The 15,909-nt window shown below is 74.1% G+C and carries 13 protein-coding genes and 1 pseudogene; 2 read left to right on the top strand and 12 right to left on the bottom strand.

Going from position 1 to position 15,909, the window contains the following annotated elements; all coding sequences use genetic code 11:
• Positions 1–10 precede the first annotated feature (10 nt).
• The gene (locus tag HNR08_RS14285; RefSeq protein ID WP_146832174.1) at positions 11–829 is read right to left on the bottom strand and encodes a (Fe-S)-binding protein; all 819 of its coding nucleotides are present in this window, start codon (positions 827–829) and stop codon (positions 11–13) included.
• 19 nt (positions 830–848) lie between these two features.
• Positions 849–2,894, bottom strand: coding sequence for a bifunctional aldolase/short-chain dehydrogenase (locus HNR08_RS14280; protein WP_146832177.1), 2,046 nt, complete (start codon positions 2,892–2,894; stop codon positions 849–851).
• A 213-nt stretch (positions 2,895–3,107) separates the two neighbouring features.
• On the opposite strand from HNR08_RS14280, the gene HNR08_RS14275 reads away from it, so the two are divergent.
• On the top strand, positions 3,108–5,213 hold the full coding sequence (locus HNR08_RS14275; RefSeq protein ID WP_146832180.1) for a thioredoxin domain-containing protein: 2,106 nt from the start codon (positions 3,108–3,110) through the stop codon (positions 5,211–5,213).
• An 82-nt stretch (positions 5,214–5,295) separates the two neighbouring features.
• On the opposite strand, the gene smpB is transcribed toward HNR08_RS14275, so the two are convergent.
• From smpB to prfB, 10 genes and pseudogenes are all read right to left on the bottom strand, one after another.
• Entirely contained in the window at positions 5,296–5,766 is a 471-nt protein-coding gene (gene smpB / locus HNR08_RS14270; RefSeq protein ID WP_146832183.1) for an SsrA-binding protein SmpB, read from the bottom strand.
• 82 nt (positions 5,767–5,848) lie between these two features.
• On the bottom strand, positions 5,849–7,177 hold the full coding sequence (locus tag HNR08_RS14265; RefSeq protein ID WP_146832186.1) for a M23 family metallopeptidase: 1,329 nt from the start codon (positions 7,175–7,177) through the stop codon (positions 5,849–5,851).
• A 1-nt stretch (position 7,178) separates the two neighbouring features.
• A complete protein-coding gene (gene ftsX / locus HNR08_RS14260; protein ID WP_146832189.1) occupies positions 7,179–8,096 on the bottom strand; it encodes a permease-like cell division protein FtsX in 918 nt (305 codons plus the stop codon).
• Between the two features lie 13 nt (positions 8,097–8,109).
• Complete coding sequence (gene ftsE / locus HNR08_RS14255; protein ID WP_146832192.1) at positions 8,110–8,799, bottom strand: cell division ATP-binding protein FtsE; 690 nt, start codon at positions 8,797–8,799, stop codon at positions 8,110–8,112.
• Between the two features lie 218 nt (positions 8,800–9,017).
• Positions 9,018–10,283, bottom strand: coding sequence for an ROK family protein (locus tag HNR08_RS21895; RefSeq protein WP_146832195.1), 1,266 nt, complete (start codon positions 10,281–10,283; stop codon positions 9,018–9,020).
• Between the two features lie 35 nt (positions 10,284–10,318).
• Complete coding sequence (locus HNR08_RS21890; RefSeq protein ID WP_246802868.1) at positions 10,319–11,023, bottom strand: ABC transporter permease; 705 nt, start codon at positions 11,021–11,023, stop codon at positions 10,319–10,321.
• Positions 11,024–11,270: 247 nt separating this feature from the next.
• Positions 11,271–11,339 (bottom strand): annotated as a pseudogene (locus tag HNR08_RS22905) (hypothetical protein); the annotation flags it as partial.
• A gap of 251 nt (positions 11,340–11,590) precedes the next feature.
• Positions 11,591–12,424, bottom strand: a complete 834-nt coding sequence (locus tag HNR08_RS14240; RefSeq protein WP_146832197.1) for an ATP-binding cassette domain-containing protein — start codon at positions 12,422–12,424, stop codon at positions 11,591–11,593.
• Between the two features lie 67 nt (positions 12,425–12,491).
• On the bottom strand, positions 12,492–13,607 hold the full coding sequence (locus HNR08_RS14235) for a sugar ABC transporter substrate-binding protein (protein ID WP_146832200.1): 1,116 nt from the start codon (positions 13,605–13,607) through the stop codon (positions 12,492–12,494).
• Positions 13,608–13,752: 145 nt separating this feature from the next.
• Positions 13,753–14,862, bottom strand: coding sequence for a peptide chain release factor 2 (gene prfB / locus HNR08_RS14230; RefSeq protein ID WP_146832203.1), 1,110 nt, complete (start codon positions 14,860–14,862; stop codon positions 13,753–13,755).
• A gap of 75 nt (positions 14,863–14,937) precedes the next feature.
• Between prfB and HNR08_RS14225 the strand changes: the two genes are divergently transcribed.
• Positions 14,938–15,855, top strand: coding sequence for an aldose 1-epimerase family protein (locus HNR08_RS14225; protein WP_246802870.1), 918 nt, complete (start codon positions 14,938–14,940; stop codon positions 15,853–15,855).
• Positions 15,856–15,909: the final 54 nt, after the last annotated feature.

Genomic DNA, 15,909 nt, shown 5'->3' with positions numbered 1-15,909 from the left:
AGCTCGACGATCACCGCGCCACCCCCGCCCGCGGCGCCCGGCGCCCCCGCCGCCCGCCGGGCTCCGGGGCCGGGGCCCACGGCCGCTCCCGTGTCGACGCCAGGATCTCCGCGAGGTGCACCGCGCGCGTCCCGGCCCCGGTCCGCCGCAGGGCCCCGTCGATGTTCATCAGGCAGGACCAGTCCCCCGCCGTCAGCACCTCCGCGCCGGTCGAGCGCACCGCCTCGGCCTTGTCCTGGACCATCGCCGACGACGTCGCCGAGTTCTTCAGGGCGAACGTCCCGCCGAACCCGCAGCACTGGTCGGTGTCCGGCAGGTCCCGCAGCTCCAGCCCCTCGACGGCCCGCAGCAGCCGGGTGGGCCGGTCGCCGACGCGCAGCATCCGCAGCGAGTGGCACGTCGGGTGGTAGGTCACCGTGTGCGGGAACCACGCCCCGACGTCGGTGACCCCCAGCACGTCGACCAGCAGCTCGGTCAGCTCGTAGGTGTGCCCGGCCACCCGCGTCGCGGCGTCGGCGAGCGCGGGGTCGCCGTGCCGGCGGGCGACCACGGCCTGCTGGTGCCGGACGGACCCGACGCAGGACCCGGACGGCGCGACCACCGCGTCCCACTCCCCGTCCAGCACCGGCGCGAACGTCCGGACGTGGTTGCGCACGACGCCGACGGCCTCGGGCGCGTACCCGGTGTTGACGTGCATCTGCCCGCAGCAGGCCTGGCCCGCCGGCACGTCGACGTCGTGCCCCAGGCGCTCCAGCAGCCGGACGGTGGCCGCGGCGGCACCGGGGAACAGCGTGTCGACCAGGCAGGTCGTGAACACGGCGATCCGCATGTCGCTCAGCCTCGCACCCTCAGCGCAGGAACGCGGCGGCGACGCCGGAGTCGACCGGGACGTGCAGCCCGGTCGTCTGCACCAGGTCCGGCCCGGTGAGCGCGAACACCGCGGCGGCCACGTGCTCCGGCAGCACCTCCTTCTTCAGCAGGGTGCGCCGGGCGTAGTAGGCGCCGAGCTCGGACTCCGGGACGCCGTAGGTCGCGGCGCGCTGCGCACCCCAGCCACCCGCGAAGATGCCGGACCCGCGCACGACGCCGTCCGGGTTCACGCCGTTGACCCGGATGCCGTGCTCGCCGAGCTCGGCGGCCAGCAGCCGGACCTGGTGCGCCTGGTCCGCCTTGGTCGCGGAGTACGCGACGTTGTTCGGCCCGGCGAACAGGGAGTTCTTCGACGCGATGTAGACGATGTCGCCGCCCATGCCCTGCGGGATCATCGCCCGCGCGGCCTCGCGGGCCACCAGGAACGACCCGCGCGCCATGACGTCGTGCTGCAGGTCCCAGTCCCGGGTGGTGGTCTCCAGCAGCGGCTTGGAGATCGACAGCCCGGCGTTGTTCACGACCAGGTCGAGCCCGCCGAACGCCAGCACGGACTCCCGCACCAGCGCGGCGACGGCGTCCTCGTCGGTGACGTCCGCGCGCACGGCGACGGCCACGTCCGGTCCGCCCAGCGCGGCGGCCACCTCCTGCGCGCCCTCGAGGTTCACGTCGGCGACCACCACGCAGGCGCCCTCGGCCGCCAGGCGCTCCGCGATGGCCTTCCCGATGCCCGACCCCGCGCCGGTCACCAGCGCCACGCGGGTGGCCAGCGGCTTCGGCTGCGGCATCCGCGCGAGCTTCGCCTCCTCCAGCGCCCAGTACTCGATGCGGAACTTCTCCGCCTCGTCGATCGGGGCGTACGTGCTGATCGCCTCGGCGCCGCGCATGACGTTGATGGCGTTGACGTAGAACTCGCCGGCGACGCGGGCGGTCTGCTTGTCCTTGCCGAACGAGAACATGCCGACGCCGGGCACGAGCACGATCGCCGGGTCCGCGCCGCGCATCGGCGGGCTGTCGCCGGTGGCGTGCCGCTCGTAGTACGCGCGGTAGTCCTCGCGGTAGGCGGCGTGCAGCTCCCGCAGCCGGGCGACGGCCTCGCCCAGCGGGGCGTCGGCGGGCAGGTCCAGCACCAGCGGGGAGACCTTGGTGCGCAGGAAGTGGTCCGGGCAGGACGTCCCGAGCGCGGCGAGCCGGCCGAGCTCCTCGCGGGACACGAAGTCGAGGACCACCTCGGAGTCGGTGAAGTGGCCGACCTGCGGGCGGTCGGTGGACGCCAGCCCGCGGATCACCGGCGCCAGGGCCGCCGCGCGCGCCCGCCGCTCCTCGTCGCCGAGCGCGACGAAGCCGGGCCGGGTGTGCCCGAAGGGGTGCCGGCCGAGGCGCGCGGTCCGGTCCTCGATGTACGCCTCGGCGGTGCGGATGATCTCCAGCGACCGCACCTCCGCCTCGGCGGACGTCGCGCCCCACGCGGTGATGCCGTGCCCGCCGAGGACGCAGCCGACGGCCTGCGGGTTCGCCTCCTTGATCGCCGCGATGTCCAGCCCCAGCTGGAACCCCGGCCGCCGCCACGGGACCCACACGACCCGGTCGCCGAACACCTCGCGGGTCAGGGCCTCGCCGTCGGCCGCGGTCGCGAGCGCGATGCCCGCGTCCGGGTGCAGGTGGTCCACGTGCGGGGCGTCGACCAGCCCGTGCATCGCGGTGTCGATCGACGGCGCCGCGCCGCCCCGGCCGTGCAGGCAGAAGTCGAACGCCGCGACCATCTCGTCCTCGCGGTCCACCCCGGGGTAGACGCCGACGAGCGAGCGCAGCCGGTCGAGCCGGAGCACCGCGAGCCCGCGCTCGGTCAGGGTCCCGAGGTCGCCGCCGGAGCCCTTGACCCAGAGCAGCTCGACGTCCTCGCCCGTCACCGGGTCGGGGGCGGTGCCCTTCGCGGAGGTGTTGCCGCCGGCGTAGTTGGTGGTGCGGTGGTCCGCGCCCAGGCGGTTCGAGCGGGCGATCAGGTCGGCGACGGCCGGGTGCGTCATTGCGGCTCCAGACTCGGGCGGATGTTGAATCGGTTCACAACCGTACCCGGGACGAAGGTCCCGGTCAATCCGACGCCGTCGGTGGGTCCTGTCGGCCACGCCGGGAGCGGTGCCGGTGTCGAAGGCCCCACGGACCCCTCTGAATCGTGACAACGTCGTGATGCGTGGCCCGCCCCGGGTGCAGCCCGGCCGCCCGCGGGCGACAGTGGGGCCATGCCCAACCGCCTCGCGAGGAGCACCAGCCCGTACCTGCGGCAGCACGCCGCGAACCCGGTCGACTGGTACGAGTGGGGCCCGGAGGCCTTCGCCGAGGCCCGCCGCCGCGACGTCCCGCTGCTGGTGTCCGTCGGGTACGCGTCCTGCCACTGGTGCCACGTCATGGCGCACGAGTCCTTCGAGGACCCGGAGACCGCCGCCGCGATGAACAGCCGCTTCGTCAACGTCAAGGTCGACCGGGAGGAGCGGCCCGACCTCGACGCGGCGTACATGGCCGCCACCCAGGCGATGACCGGGCAGGGCGGCTGGCCGATGACCGTGTTCGCCACCCCCGAGGGCGACCCGTTCTTCTGCGGGACGTACTACCCGCCCGTCCCCGTCGGCGGGCACCCGTCGTTCCGGCAGGTGCTCGACGCGCTGTCCCGGGCGTGGCGGGAGCGCCGGGACGAGGTGCGCGGCGGGGCGGCGGAGCTGCTGGCGGCGCTGGGCGGCGGGCGGCCGGGTGCCGCGGGGGCCGGCCCCGACGCCGAGCCGGCCCCGGACCAGGACGGCCCCGCGCTCGACCTCGCCGCCGTCGCGGAGGTGGCCGACCGCGCCCTCACCGCCCTCGCCGCGACCCACGACGCGGAGCACGGCGGCTTCGGCGGTGCCCCCAAGTTCCCGCCGTCCACCGTCCTGGAGTGGCTGCTGCGCCGCGCGGCCCGCACCGGCGACGAGCGGGCCCTCGCGATGGCCACCGGCACCCTCGAGGCCATGGCCCGCGGCGGCATGGCCGACCAGGTCGGCGGCGGGTTCGCCCGGTACGCCGTGGACGCGACGTGGACCGTGCCGCACTTCGAGAAGATGCTCGAGGACAACGCGATGCTGCTGCGGGTGTACGCGCACGCGTGGCGGCTCACCGGCTCGGACCTGGCCCGGCGCGTCGTCGAGGGCACCGCCGGCTTCCTGCTCCGCGACCTGCGCACGCCCGAGGGCGGATTCGCGTCCTCGCTCGACGCCGACACCGCCGGCATCGAGGGCGCGACGTACGTCTGGACCCCGGCGACCCTGGCCGAGGCGCTCGGCCCGGAGGACGCCGCCTGGGCCGCCTCGGTGCTCGGCGTCACGCAGGCCGGCACGTTCGAGGCCGGCACCTCCGTGCTCACGCTGCGCGCCGACCCCGACGACGAGGTCCGGTTCGAGCGCGTGCGCCGGGCCCTGCTCCGCGCCCGGGCGGCCCGGCCGCAGCCCGCGCGGGACGACAAGGTCGTGGCCGCCTGGAACGGGCTCGCGGTCGCCGCCCTGGCCGAGGCGGGCACGATGCTGGAGCGCCGCGAGTGGGTCGCCGCCGCCGCCGACGCCGCCCGGCTGCTCGACGACGTGCACACCCTCACCGGCGGCGACGGCCTGGCCCGGCTCGTCCGCACCTCCCGGGACGGCGCGGTCGGCACGGCCCCGGGCGTGCTCGCGGACTACGCCGCGGTCGCCGAGGGGTACCTCGTGCTCGCGGGCGCCACCGGCGACCCGCACTGGTCCGGACGCGCCGGTGCCCTGCTGGAGACCGTCCGCACCCGGTTCGCCGCGCCCGGGCACGCCTTCCGGGAGACCGCCGCCGACCAGACCGACCCGGTCGTGGCCCGGCTGTCCGGCCGGCCCGACGTCGCGGACGGCCCCTCGGCGAACGGCCAGGCGGCGGCCGCCGGCGCCCTGCTCGCGCACGCGGCGCTCACCGGCTCGGCGACGGACCGGCGCGCCGCCGAGCTCGCCCTCGCCGCCCCGCTGTCGATCGCGCACCAGCACCCGCGCGCGGTCGGCTGGGCGCTCGCCGTGGCCGAGGCCGTCCTCGACGGGCCGCGCGAGGTCGCGGTGGTCGGGCGCGCGGACGACCCGGGACGGGTCGCGCTGGTCCGGACCGCGGTCCGCTCGCCCGCGCCCGGACTGGTCCTCGCGCAGGGCGACCCCGACGAGGTCGCGGCGACCCCGGACGCCGTCCCGCTGCTCCGGGACCGCCCCCTGGTCGACGCCCGCGCGGCGGCCTACGTGTGCCGCGGCTTCGTCTGCGACCGCCCGACGACGGACCCCGGCACCCTCCGCGCGGCCCTCGCCCGACCCGCAACGCGCTGAGACTGCAGGATTCGCGGCCGCACGCGGCTCCCGCGCAGACGGATCCTGCAGTCTCGGCGAGCGCGCAGGGCGAGCGCGCAGGTCAGCGGTCGCGCTTCTCCCGCATCGCGCGCTGGGCCTCGAGGTTGTCCTGGCGCTCGCGCAGGGCCTGGCGCTTGTCCCAGTCCTTCTTGCCGCGCGCGAGGGCGATCTCCACCTTCGCGCGCCCGTCCAGGAAGTACAGCGCCAGCGGGACGATCGTCTGGCCCTTCTCGCGGGTCTTCGACTCCAGCCGGTCGATCTCGTCGCGGTGCAGCAGCAGCTTCCGCTTCCGGCGCGGGGCGTGGTTCGTCCACGTGCCCTGCGAGTACTCCGGGATGTGCACGCCCTCGAGCCAGGCCTCGCCGCCGTCGATCGAGCACCAGCCGTCCACCAGCGACGCCCGGCCGGCGCGCAGCGCCTTCACCTCGGTGCCGGTGAGCACGACGCCCGCCTCGAAGACGTCCTCGATCGTGTAGTCGTGGCGCGCCTTGCGGTTCGAGGCCACCAGCGACCGTCCGCTCTGCTTGGCCATGGCGGCGTCCTCCTGGGGTCTCGTGCGTGCGCGGCGACGCAGCAGCCTATCCGGCGCTCACCCGGGCGCCCACCGGATTCCGCTACAGGCCGAGCAGCGGCCGCGGGTTCACCGTGGCCCCGTTGACGTACACCTCGAAGTGCAGGTGGCAGGCCGCCGACGTGCCGGTGTTCCCGGAGTACCCGAGCAGCTGGCCGCGGGACACCGCCTGGCCGGCGCCGACGACGAAGCTCGTCATGTGGTTGTACGACGTCATGAGCGAGTTCCCGTTCACGAAGCCGTGGTCGACCATCACCTGGTTGCCGAAGCCGTTGCGCCACTTCGCCCACTGCACGGTGCCGTCCTTGGCCGCGTAGATCGGCGTGCCGCAGTACGTGCGCAGGTCGATGCCGGCGTGCAGCCGGTAGTACCCGAGGATCGGGTGCAGGCGCATCCCGTACTCGCTCGTGACGTAGACGGGGTTGATCGACGTCGGGTTGCCGAACAGGGCGCCGCTGACGTTGCCGCTGGGCGCGGGCGGCGCCTGGCCCGCCGCGGCGGCACGGGCGCGCTGCTCCGCGGCGATCTTCTCGATGTCGCTGCGGATCGCCGCCGTCTCCGCGTCGATCTTGTCGATCTCCGCCTGCGCCGCGGCCTTCTGGCTCTCGAGCTGCGCCTTCTTCGCCGTCTGCTCGGCGATCAGGCGCTCGACCTCGGCCTTCCGGTCGGCGGCCTCCTGGCGGGCCTGCTCCGCCTGGGCGACCTTGGCGTCGGCCTCCGCCTTGAGCTCGGTGATCCGCTCGCGGACCGCGGCGAGCCGCGCCTGGGCGTTCTCGTTGTTGGCCTTGATCGTCGCGAGCTCGTCCATCACCTCCTCCTGCGCGCGCTGCGCGGCGGTGGCGAGCCCGTACTGCTCGGTGAACTCCTCGACGGTCTGCGCGCCGACCACCAGGTCGAGGCTCGTGAGCCCCGGGCCACCCTGGTAGGCCTGGCGGGCCATCTGGCCGATCTGGCCGCGGATCTCGTCGGCCCGGGCGGTGTCGGTGTCGATCGTCGACGCGATCGTCGACTCCTGCTCCTCGGCGTCCTGCAGCCGCGCGGCGATGAGCGCGGCCTCCCGCTCGAAGCCGGCGAGCGCGGCCTCCGCGTCCGCCAGCGCCTGCTGCGCGCCCGGCAGCTGCTGCTCGATGTCCAGCAGGGCCTGCGCGGCCTGCTGGAACTGCTCGCTCAGGCCCTCGAGCGCCGCCTCCGCGTCCGCGCGCGCCTGCTCCTTGGCGGCCTGCTGCTGCTCGAGCGCCGACTTCCGGTCGTCCAGGTCGTCCCCGGCTGCGGGTCCCGCCGCGGTGAGCCCGACCAGCACGGCGAGCACGCTCGCGACGGCGCCGGCGACCAGGCGCAGGCGGCGGGGACGGGACGGGCTCGGCGCGCTCATCTCAGACCTTCGTGTAACGGCTCAGGGTGACCAGGGACGAGATCGCGGCGAGCAGGATCGCGGCGGCCACGAGGAACGGCGCGATCTGCCACACCTCGTTCGTCGTGACGAACGGGATCCACGCGATCTGCCCGCCCAGCCAGTCGGCGACGAGGTACTTCGCCCCCGCCCACAGGCCCGCCACGGACAGCACCGCGCCGATGGTCGCGGCGATCGCGCCCTCGAGCATGAACGGCAGCTGGATGAACAGGTTCGACGCGCCGACCATCCGCATGATCCCGGTCTCCCGGCGGCGGCTCATGGCGGACAGCCGGATGGTCGTCGTGATGAGCAGCACGGCCGCGAGCAGCATGACACCGGCGAGCCCGACGGACAGCAGCGTCGCGCTGTTCAGCACCCGGAACAGGGTGTTGTAGAGCTCGCGCTGGTCCTGGACCTTCTCGACGCCCTGCCGCCCCTGCAGCACGTCCGCGACGACCTCGAACTTCTCCGGGTCCGTGAGCTTGATCCGGAGCGACTCGTTCATGTCGTCCACGGTGGTGACCTGCGCCCAGAACTGGCCCTCGAACTGCCGCTGGAAGGTCTCGAACGCCTGCTCCTTCGACTCCTCGAAGGTGCCGGCGATGTACGGCTTCACGTCGGGCGCCTCGAGGGCGTCCATGATCGCCTGCTTCTGCTCGTCGGTGACCTCGCCGCCGGCGCAGGTCGGCTCGGGCGACTGGCCCGCCGGGCAGAGGTAGACCGCCACCTCGACGCGGTCGTACCAGTCGTCCTTCATCTTGCTGATCTGCATCTGCAGCAGCGCGGCCGAGCCGACGAAGGTCAGCGACACGAAGGTCACGAGGATGACCGACACGGTCATCGACAGGTTCCGGCGGAGGCCGATCCCGATCTCGGAGAGGATGAACTGCAGTCGCACGTCGCCCCTCCCCTCAGCGGTCCGAGCCGTAGACGCCGCGGGACTGGTCCCGGACCAGCTCGCCGCCGGACAGCTCGATGACGCGCTTGCGCATCTGGTCGACGATCTCGTCGTCGTGCGTCGCCATGACGACCGTCGTCCCCGTGCGGTTGATCCGGTCGAGCAGGCGCATGATCCCCAGGGAGGTCGTCGGGTCGAGGTTGCCGGTCGGCTCGTCCGCCAGCAGGATCGACGGCCGGTTCACGAACGCGCGCGCGATCGCCACGCGCTGCTGCTCGCCGCCGGACAGCTCGTGCGGGCGGCGCTTCTCCTTGCCCGCGAGGCCGACCATCTCCAGCACGTCGGGCACCGTCGACAGGATGTGGTGCCGCGGCTTGCCGATGACCTGCAGCGCGAACGCCACGTTCTCGAACACCGTCTTGTTCGGCAGCAGCCGGAAGTCCTGGAACACCGCGCCGATCTGGCGGCGCAGGTGCGGGACCTTCCACGACGACAGCGTCGTCATGTCCTTGCCCGCGACGAACACCCGGCCCGCCGTCGGCCGTTCCTCGCGCAGCACCAGGCGCAGGAAGGTGGACTTCCCGGAGCCGGACGCCCCGACGAGGAACACGAACTCGCCGCGCTCGACGTCCAGGGTGATCTGGTCCAGCGCGGGGCGGGCGCCGCGCGCGTAGACCTTGGTGACGTTCTCGAATCTGATCACAGGCGAAGGCGGCCAGTGCTGGGGGACGGGAGGGTGTGTTGCGGGACCTGGCCGCGACGAGCGTAGGCAGCGGCCCGTCGTGACCCGTCCGTGACACGCCGGGCCGGGACCTGTGAGTCGGCCCTCCGCGGTCAGCCTGTCCCGGTTCGTCCGGATTCGGCCGCCGCGCAGCGGCGCGCGAGCCCGCCAGGGAGGCGTTGCCCGTCCGGCGACGCGCCTCAGCCCAGGTGCGGGTGCGGCACCAGCGCCGCCCCCGCCGCCGCCCCGGCGGCCCCCCGCCGCGCCAGCGTCCCCAGCGGGTCCTCCAGCACGTCCGCGAACCCCACCTCGGCCGCCCCGACGAGCTGCGCGTCCGACCCGAGCTCCGACCGCACGAGCAGCGCCTGCTCCCGGATCGGCCCGAGCGCCCGCGCGAACGTCTCCGCGAGCGCCGGCTCCATCGTCGGGTACAGCGCGCCGAGGGTCCCGCCGAGCACGACGACCGCGGGGTTGAAGAGGTTCACCAGCGTCGCGAGCCCCGTGCCGACCCACTCCCCCGTGCGCCGCACCCCCGCCACCGCCCGCCGGTTCCCGACGGCCACGTCGGACAGGACGTCCTCGATCTCCGACTCGCGCGGGTCCCGCCCGGCGGCCCGGATGATCGCGGCGTCCCCGACCTCGGCCTCCCAGCAGCCCCGGGCGCCGCACGAGCACACGCGACCGCCCGGGCGGACGACGATGTGCCCGACCTCCCCGGCGTAGCCGCCGGCGCCCTTGAGCAGCTCCCCGTCGACGACCACCCCGCCGCCGACCCCGGCCTCGCCGCGCACGTACAGCACGTCGCGGCTGCCCCGGGCGGCGCCGCGCAGGTGCTCGGCGACGACGCCGAGGTCGCCGTCGTTGCCGACCGCCACGGGGTACGCGCCCCCGGTGGCCGCGCGCAGCAGGTCGGCCAGGGGCACCTCGTACCAGTGCAGCGACGGCGACCTGCGCACCAGGCCGTCGGGCTGCCGGACGCTGCCGGGCACCGAGACGACGAGCCCGAGGCACACGGACCCGGGCGCGGCGCGGCGCAGCATCTCCTCGGCGAGCCCCGCCACGAGGGCGACCACGCCGGCCACGTCCTGCGGGGAGGTGCCGTGCAGCCGCCGCCGGATCTGCAGGATGTACCCGCCCAGGCCGACGAGGGCGGCGCCGACGCTGGACTGGGTGACGTCGAACGCGAGCACGTGCACCCCGGTGCTCACGGGCTCGACGACGAGCGACGGGCGACCCTTGCCGCGGACGACGCCGGGCCGCTCCCGGACGAGCCCGACCCGGCCGAGCTCGGACGTCAGCGCCCCGACCGTCGACCGGTTGAACCCGGTCGCCGCGACGATGTCGGACCGGGTGGCCGGGCCGTGCACGTGCAGCATCCGCAGGACGGCGGACAGGTTGGCGCGGCGGACCTCGTCGGGGCCGGACGCGTCGGCGCGGCGCACCGGCGGGTCCGCACCGAGCCGCACGTCCGCCTCCGTCCCCTGGCGCCGGGGGCGCCCGATCAGACCCGGCCGGTGGCCCGCGCGCGGCGGCGGGACAGGGCGTCGACGGCCGCGGCGACCGCGAGCACGCCGCCGGTCACAACATACTTGACCCCCGCGGAGTACCCGAGCAGGCCCATCCCGTTGTCGATGACGGCGATGACCGCGCCGCCGATGAGCGCGTCGAGGATGCGCCCCTTGCCGCCGAACAGCGACGTCCCGCCGATGACGGCGGCCCCCACCGCGTACAGCAGCACGTTCGACCCGCCCGCGTTGGGGTCCACCGACGTCGCCCGCGACGCCGCGAACACCCCGGCGACCGCGGCCATCGTCGAGCAGATCATGAAGCACGCGAGCCGGACGCCGGCGACCGGGATGCCCGCCCGCCGGGTGGCCTCGGCGTTGCCGCCGACCGCGTAGATGTGCCGGCCGAACGGGGTGCGGGTCAGCACGAACCCGAGCAGCAGCGCGAGCAGCGCGATGATCGGCACGACGATCGGCACGCCCTGGATGGAGGTGCGCGCCGGGTTCAGGCTGCGCTCCTGGTTGAGCGCGTACACGAGCGCGAGCACCACCGCCGCGAGCACGACGATCTTCAGCACCACGAGCCCGAGCGGCGCGGTCAGCAGCCCGCGGTCGCGCCGGTGCCGCCAGGTGCCGAGCGACTGGAACGCGTACGCGGCGACGGCCACCACCGCGAGCACCCAGCCGATCGCCGGGGGCACGCTCGTTCTGGATGGCCAGGATCACCGGGTCGGTGATGGAGACGTTGCCGCCGGCGCCGATGATGAGCAGCACGATCCCCTGGAACGCGAGGAACGCCGCGAGGGTCGCCACGAACGACGGGATGCCCACGCGCGCGACCAGCAGGCCGATGAGCGTGCCGATCACCACGCCGGTCAGCAGCGTGACGGCGAGCGAGGCGTACCAGGGCCAGCCGAAGTCGGTCAGCGTGGTCGCGAGGATGGCCCCGCAGACGCCGGACGCGAACCCGGCGGACAGGTCGATCGCGCCGAGCAGCAGCACGAACACCAGGCCCATGCCGATGGTGACGACGACCGCCCCCTGCTGGAACAGGTTCGCGACGTTGAGCGCGGACGGGAACGTCTCCGGCTTGGCGATGGTGAACCCGGCGGCCAGCACGGCGAGCGCGAGCACCGCGGGCAGCGACCCCATGTCGCCGCCGCGGACCCGGCGCACGTACGCGCCGACGGCCTCGGAGAACGTGGGCTGCTCGACCGCCCCGGCGAGCGCGGACGGCGAGACGGACGGGGGCTGGAGCGTCGGCGCGGTCATGACGGGCTCCCGTCGGTGCTCGGGCCCGCGGGCGGGCCGGCCGGTCGCCCGGCGCCCATGGAGCCGCTGGTGATGAGCTCGATGATCTCGGCCCGGCTGGTCGAGGCGGCCCGCACCTGCGCGGCCGTCTGCCCGAGGTAGAGCACCGAGATGGAGTCCGCGACCGCGAACACGTCGTTCATGTTGTGGCTGACCAGGATCACCGCGAGCCCGGCGTCGGCGAGCCGGCGCACGAGCTGCAGCACCTGCTCGGTCTGCGCGACCCCGAGCGCCGCGGTCGGCTCGTCGAGGATCACGAGCGTGGAGTTCCACAGCACGGCGCGGGCGATCGCCACGGTCTGCCGCTGCCCGCCGGACAGGCTCGCGACGTGCTGCCGGATGGACCGCACGGTCCGCACCGACAGCGACGCCAGCACCTGCGCGGCCCGGGTCTCCATCGCGTCCTCGTCCAGGCGGATCCCCTTGCGGAGCTCCCGGCCCAGGAACATGTTGTGGACGATGTCGAGGTTGTCGCACAGCGCGAGGTCCTGGTAGACGACCTCGATGCCGAGCTCGTTCGCCGCCGCGGGGTCCGAGATCCGCGCCGGCCGGCCCTGGAACAGCACCTCGCCGGCGTCGAACGGGTAGATGCCCGCGACGCACTTGATGAGCGTCGACTTGCCGGCGCCGTTGTCCCCGACCAGCGCGGTGACCTCCCCCGCGCAGGCCACGAGGTCCACGCCGCGCAGCGCGTGCACGGCCCCGAAGTTCTTGTGCCCGCCGCGGACCTCGAGCGTCGGCGGGGACGCGTCGGGGGCGGTGGGGCGGTCGTCGGCGACGGTCTCGGTCATCGTCCACCTCGTCTCGGGCGGGGACGACCCGGGGCGACCGCGCGGGCCGCCCCGGGTCGCGGGAGCGTCAGGAGATGCCCGCCTGGGCGCACGCGTCGGCGAGCTCGGCGGTGCAGACGTTCTCCTTCGTGGTGTAGCCGTCGGCGATGACGTCCTTCACGTCGTCGAAGTAGATCGCCTCGGGCGAGAGCAGCACCGAGGCGACGTCCTCGCCCGACTCGGTGTCGGTGACGGTCGCGGTCGCCTGGTCCGAGGGGTCCTCCCCGTCGGCCAGGGCGACGGCCAGCGCGGCGGCCGCGTCGGCCTCCTTCTTGACCGCCTTGTAGACCGTCATGCACTGGTCGCCGGCCAGGATGTTCTGCAGCCCCTGGTCGGTGGCGTCCTGGCCCGTGACCGGCACGGTGCCGTTGACCCCGTTCTTCTTGAGGATCGCGATCGCCGCGTTGCCGAGGCCGTCGTTCGCCGCGAGCACCCCGTCGATCTTCCCGCCGGTCTCGGTGTACATCTGCTCGAAGATCGTGCCGGCCTGCTGGTTGTCCCAGTCGGGCACGGCCTGGTCGGCGACCACGGTGTACTCGCCGCCGTCGACCTTCGTGGACAGCGCCTCCACGGCGCCCTCGTTGAACAGCGTCGCGTTGTTGTCGGTCGGCGAGCCGTTGAGGTAGACGATGTTCGCGGTCGTCTTCCCGGCGTCGGTCAGGCACTTCTCGAGCCCCTGCCCCTGCAGCCGGCCGACCTCGACGTTGTCGAACGAGACGTAGTAGTCGGCCCCGCCGCCGAGGGTGAGGCGGTCGTAGTCGATCGTCGCTATGCCCTGGGACTGGGCCTTGGACAGCACGGCCTTGCCGGAGCCGGAGTCGAGGTTGACGATCATCAGCACGTTGACGCCGCTGGTGATCATCTGGTCGGCGATCGTCTGGAACTGCGTCTTGTCACCCTGCGCGTTCTGGATGTCGTAGTCGACCCCCGCCGCCTGGAACGCCTCCTCCAGGTACTTGCGGTCGGCGGTCTCCCACCGCGCGGACGACTTGGAGTCGGGCAGGATCACGCCGACCTTGGCGGTGGTGGTCCCGCCCTCGGTCTCCGTGCTCCCGCCGGACGAGTCGTCGCCGCTGGCACACCCCGCCAGCAGCAACCCGGTGGCCGTGACGGCCGCCGTCGCCAGGAACATGCTTCGTCGCATCGGTCCCCCTTGCGTTGGACGGCGCCCGGGTGCGCGCGTTCCGTGCCTGGGCGCGGACTATGTTGCGAGCGACAACATATGAGCGTCGCGCCAGCGTGCGCAAGGGTCGGCCGCGGAACGACCCCGAACCGTGACCCGCTGGGGGTCAGTTCTGGGCCGAGCGGCGCCAGCGGATGCCGGCCTCGATGAACCCGTCGATGTCCCCGTCGAACACGCCCGACGTGTTGCCGACCTCGTGCTCGGTGCGCAGGTCCTTGACCATCTGGTACGGGTGGAGCACGTACGACCGCATCTGGTCGCCCCAGGACGCCTTGATGTCCCCCGCGAGCTCCTTCTTCTTCGCGTCCTCCTCGGCTTTGCGGACGAGCAGCAGGCGGGACTGCAGGACGCGCAGCGCCGCGGCGCGGTTCTGGATCTGCGACTTCTCGTTCTGCATCGACACGACGATGCCGGTCGGCAGGTGGGTCATGCGGACGGCGGAGTCGGTCGTGTTGACCGACTGCCCGCCGGGGCCGGACGAGCGGAACACGTCGACCTTGATCTCGGACTCGGGGATCTCGATGTTGTCGTCGCTCTGCTCGATGAGCGGGATGACCTCGACCGCGGCGAACGACGTCTGCCGCCGGCCCTGGTTGTCGAACGGGGAGATGCGCACCAGCCGGTGCGTCCCGGCCTCGACGGACAGGTGCCCGAACGCGTACGGCGCCTTCACCTCGAAGGTCGCGGACTTCAGGCCCGCCTCCTCCGCGTAGGAGGTGTCGAGGACCGCGGTCGGGTAGCCGTGCCGCTCGGCCCAGCGCAGGTACATGCGCATGAGCATCTCGGCGAAGTCCGCCGCGTCGACGCCGCCGGCGCCCGCGCGGATCGTCACGACGGCCTCGCGCTGGTCGTACTCGCCGTTCAGCAGCGTGCGGACCTCGAGCTCGCCCAGGTCCCTGCTGATCGACGTGAGCTCCGCCTCCGCCTCGGCGAGCGTGTCGGCGTCGTCCTCCTCCGCCGCGAGCTCGACGAGGGTCTCCAGGTCGTCGATCCGGCCGCCGAGCTTGTCGACGCGGTCGAGCTCGGCCTGCGCCGCGCTGAGGGCGCTGGTGACCTTCTGGGCCGACTCGGGGTCGTCCCACAGGTCGGGCGCGGACGCCTGCTCGGAGAGGTCGGCGATCTTCGCGCGGAGGGCCGTGGGGTCGGACACCGCCTGGATCGACTGGAGCGTGCTGCGCAGGTCGCGGATCTCGGCGGGGAAGTCGGTGGCTGCCACGACGGTCCAGGCTACCGGGTGACGCGCCGTCGCACGCGCACGGGGGTGTCCCCGGCAGCCACTACGGTGTGGGACGTGACGTTGCCGACACCGCTGCCCCCCTCCGGACGCCAGTACCACCTCGCCCACGGCGCGCACCGCGCCACGATCGCGGAGGTCGGCGCCAGCGTCCGCACCTACGCGGTCGACGGCCGCGACGTCGTGCTCCCGTTCGCCGAGGACGCCCTCGCCCCCGCCTACTCCGGGGCCGTGCTCGCCCCCTGGCCCAACCGGCTGGGCGACGGGCAGTACACCTGGGACGGGACCGAGTACCAGGTCCCCGTCACCGAGCCCGACCGCATGACCGCCCTGCACGGCCTCGTGGCGCACGTCCGGTTCGAGCGGGTCGCGGGCGACGACGCCTCCGTGACGCTGCGGCACGACCTGGTGCCGACCCCCGGCTACCCGTGGTCGCTGCGCCTCGACGTCACGTACGCGCTGTCCGACGCCGGCCTGCGCGTGCACGTCGCCGCGACCAACCTGTCCGGCACGGACGCCCCGTACGGCATCGGGTTCCACCCGTGGCTCTCCCCCGGCGACGGCACGGTCGACGAGTGCACCCTGCGCGTCGACGCCACCTCGCAGGTCACCAACGACCCGCGCCTGCTGCCGACCGGCACCCGGCCGCTGTCCGGCGCCGAGGACCGCCGCACCCCGCAGCCCCTGGTCGGCGTCGCGCTGGACGACGCGTTCGTCGACGTGACCCGGGACGCCGACGGCCTGTCCTGGATCGTGCTCACGGGCGCCGACGGCCGCGGCGCCGCCATGTGGATGGACGGCTCGATGGACACCTGGCAGGTGTGCACCGGCAACGGCATCCCGCGCATCGCGCGCCGGGGCGTGGCCGCGGAGCCGATGAGCTGCATCGCGGACGCGTTCCGCACCGGCGAGCGGCTGGTCCGCCTGGCGCCCGGCGCCACGCACGAGGTGGCGTGGGGCATGACGCTGGCCTGAGCCGGCCCGCCCGCACGGACGACGAAGCCCCCGCCGGATCACCGGCGGGGGCTT

The sequence above is a fragment of the Cellulomonas hominis genome, from assembly GCF_014201095.1.
Lineage (GTDB): Bacteria > Actinomycetota > Actinomycetes > Actinomycetales > Cellulomonadaceae > Cellulomonas > Cellulomonas hominis.
This window is presented reverse-complemented; position numbering and strand designations above follow the sequence as displayed.

Excerpts from the sequence above, each read along its gene's own strand:
- HNR08_RS14285 (WP_146832174.1), bottom strand. The coding sequence starts at position 829 with ATGCGGATCGCCGTGTTCACGACCTGCCTGGTCGACACGCTGTTCCCC.
- HNR08_RS14280 (WP_146832177.1), bottom strand. The coding sequence starts at position 2,894 with ATGACGCACCCGGCCGTCGCCGACCTGATCGCCCGCTCGAACCGCCTG.
- HNR08_RS14275 (WP_146832180.1), top strand. The coding sequence starts at position 3,108 with ATGCCCAACCGCCTCGCGAGGAGCACCAGCCCGTACCTGCGGCAGCAC.
- smpB (WP_146832183.1), bottom strand. The coding sequence starts at position 5,766 with ATGGCCAAGCAGAGCGGACGGTCGCTGGTGGCCTCGAACCGCAAGGCG.
- HNR08_RS14265 (WP_146832186.1), bottom strand. The coding sequence starts at position 7,177 with ATGAGCGCGCCGAGCCCGTCCCGTCCCCGCCGCCTGCGCCTGGTCGCC.
- HNR08_RS14240 (WP_146832197.1), bottom strand. The coding sequence starts at position 12,424 with ATGACCGAGACCGTCGCCGACGACCGCCCCACCGCCCCCGACGCGTCC.
- HNR08_RS14235 (WP_146832200.1), bottom strand. The coding sequence starts at position 13,607 with ATGCGACGAAGCATGTTCCTGGCGACGGCGGCCGTCACGGCCACCGGG.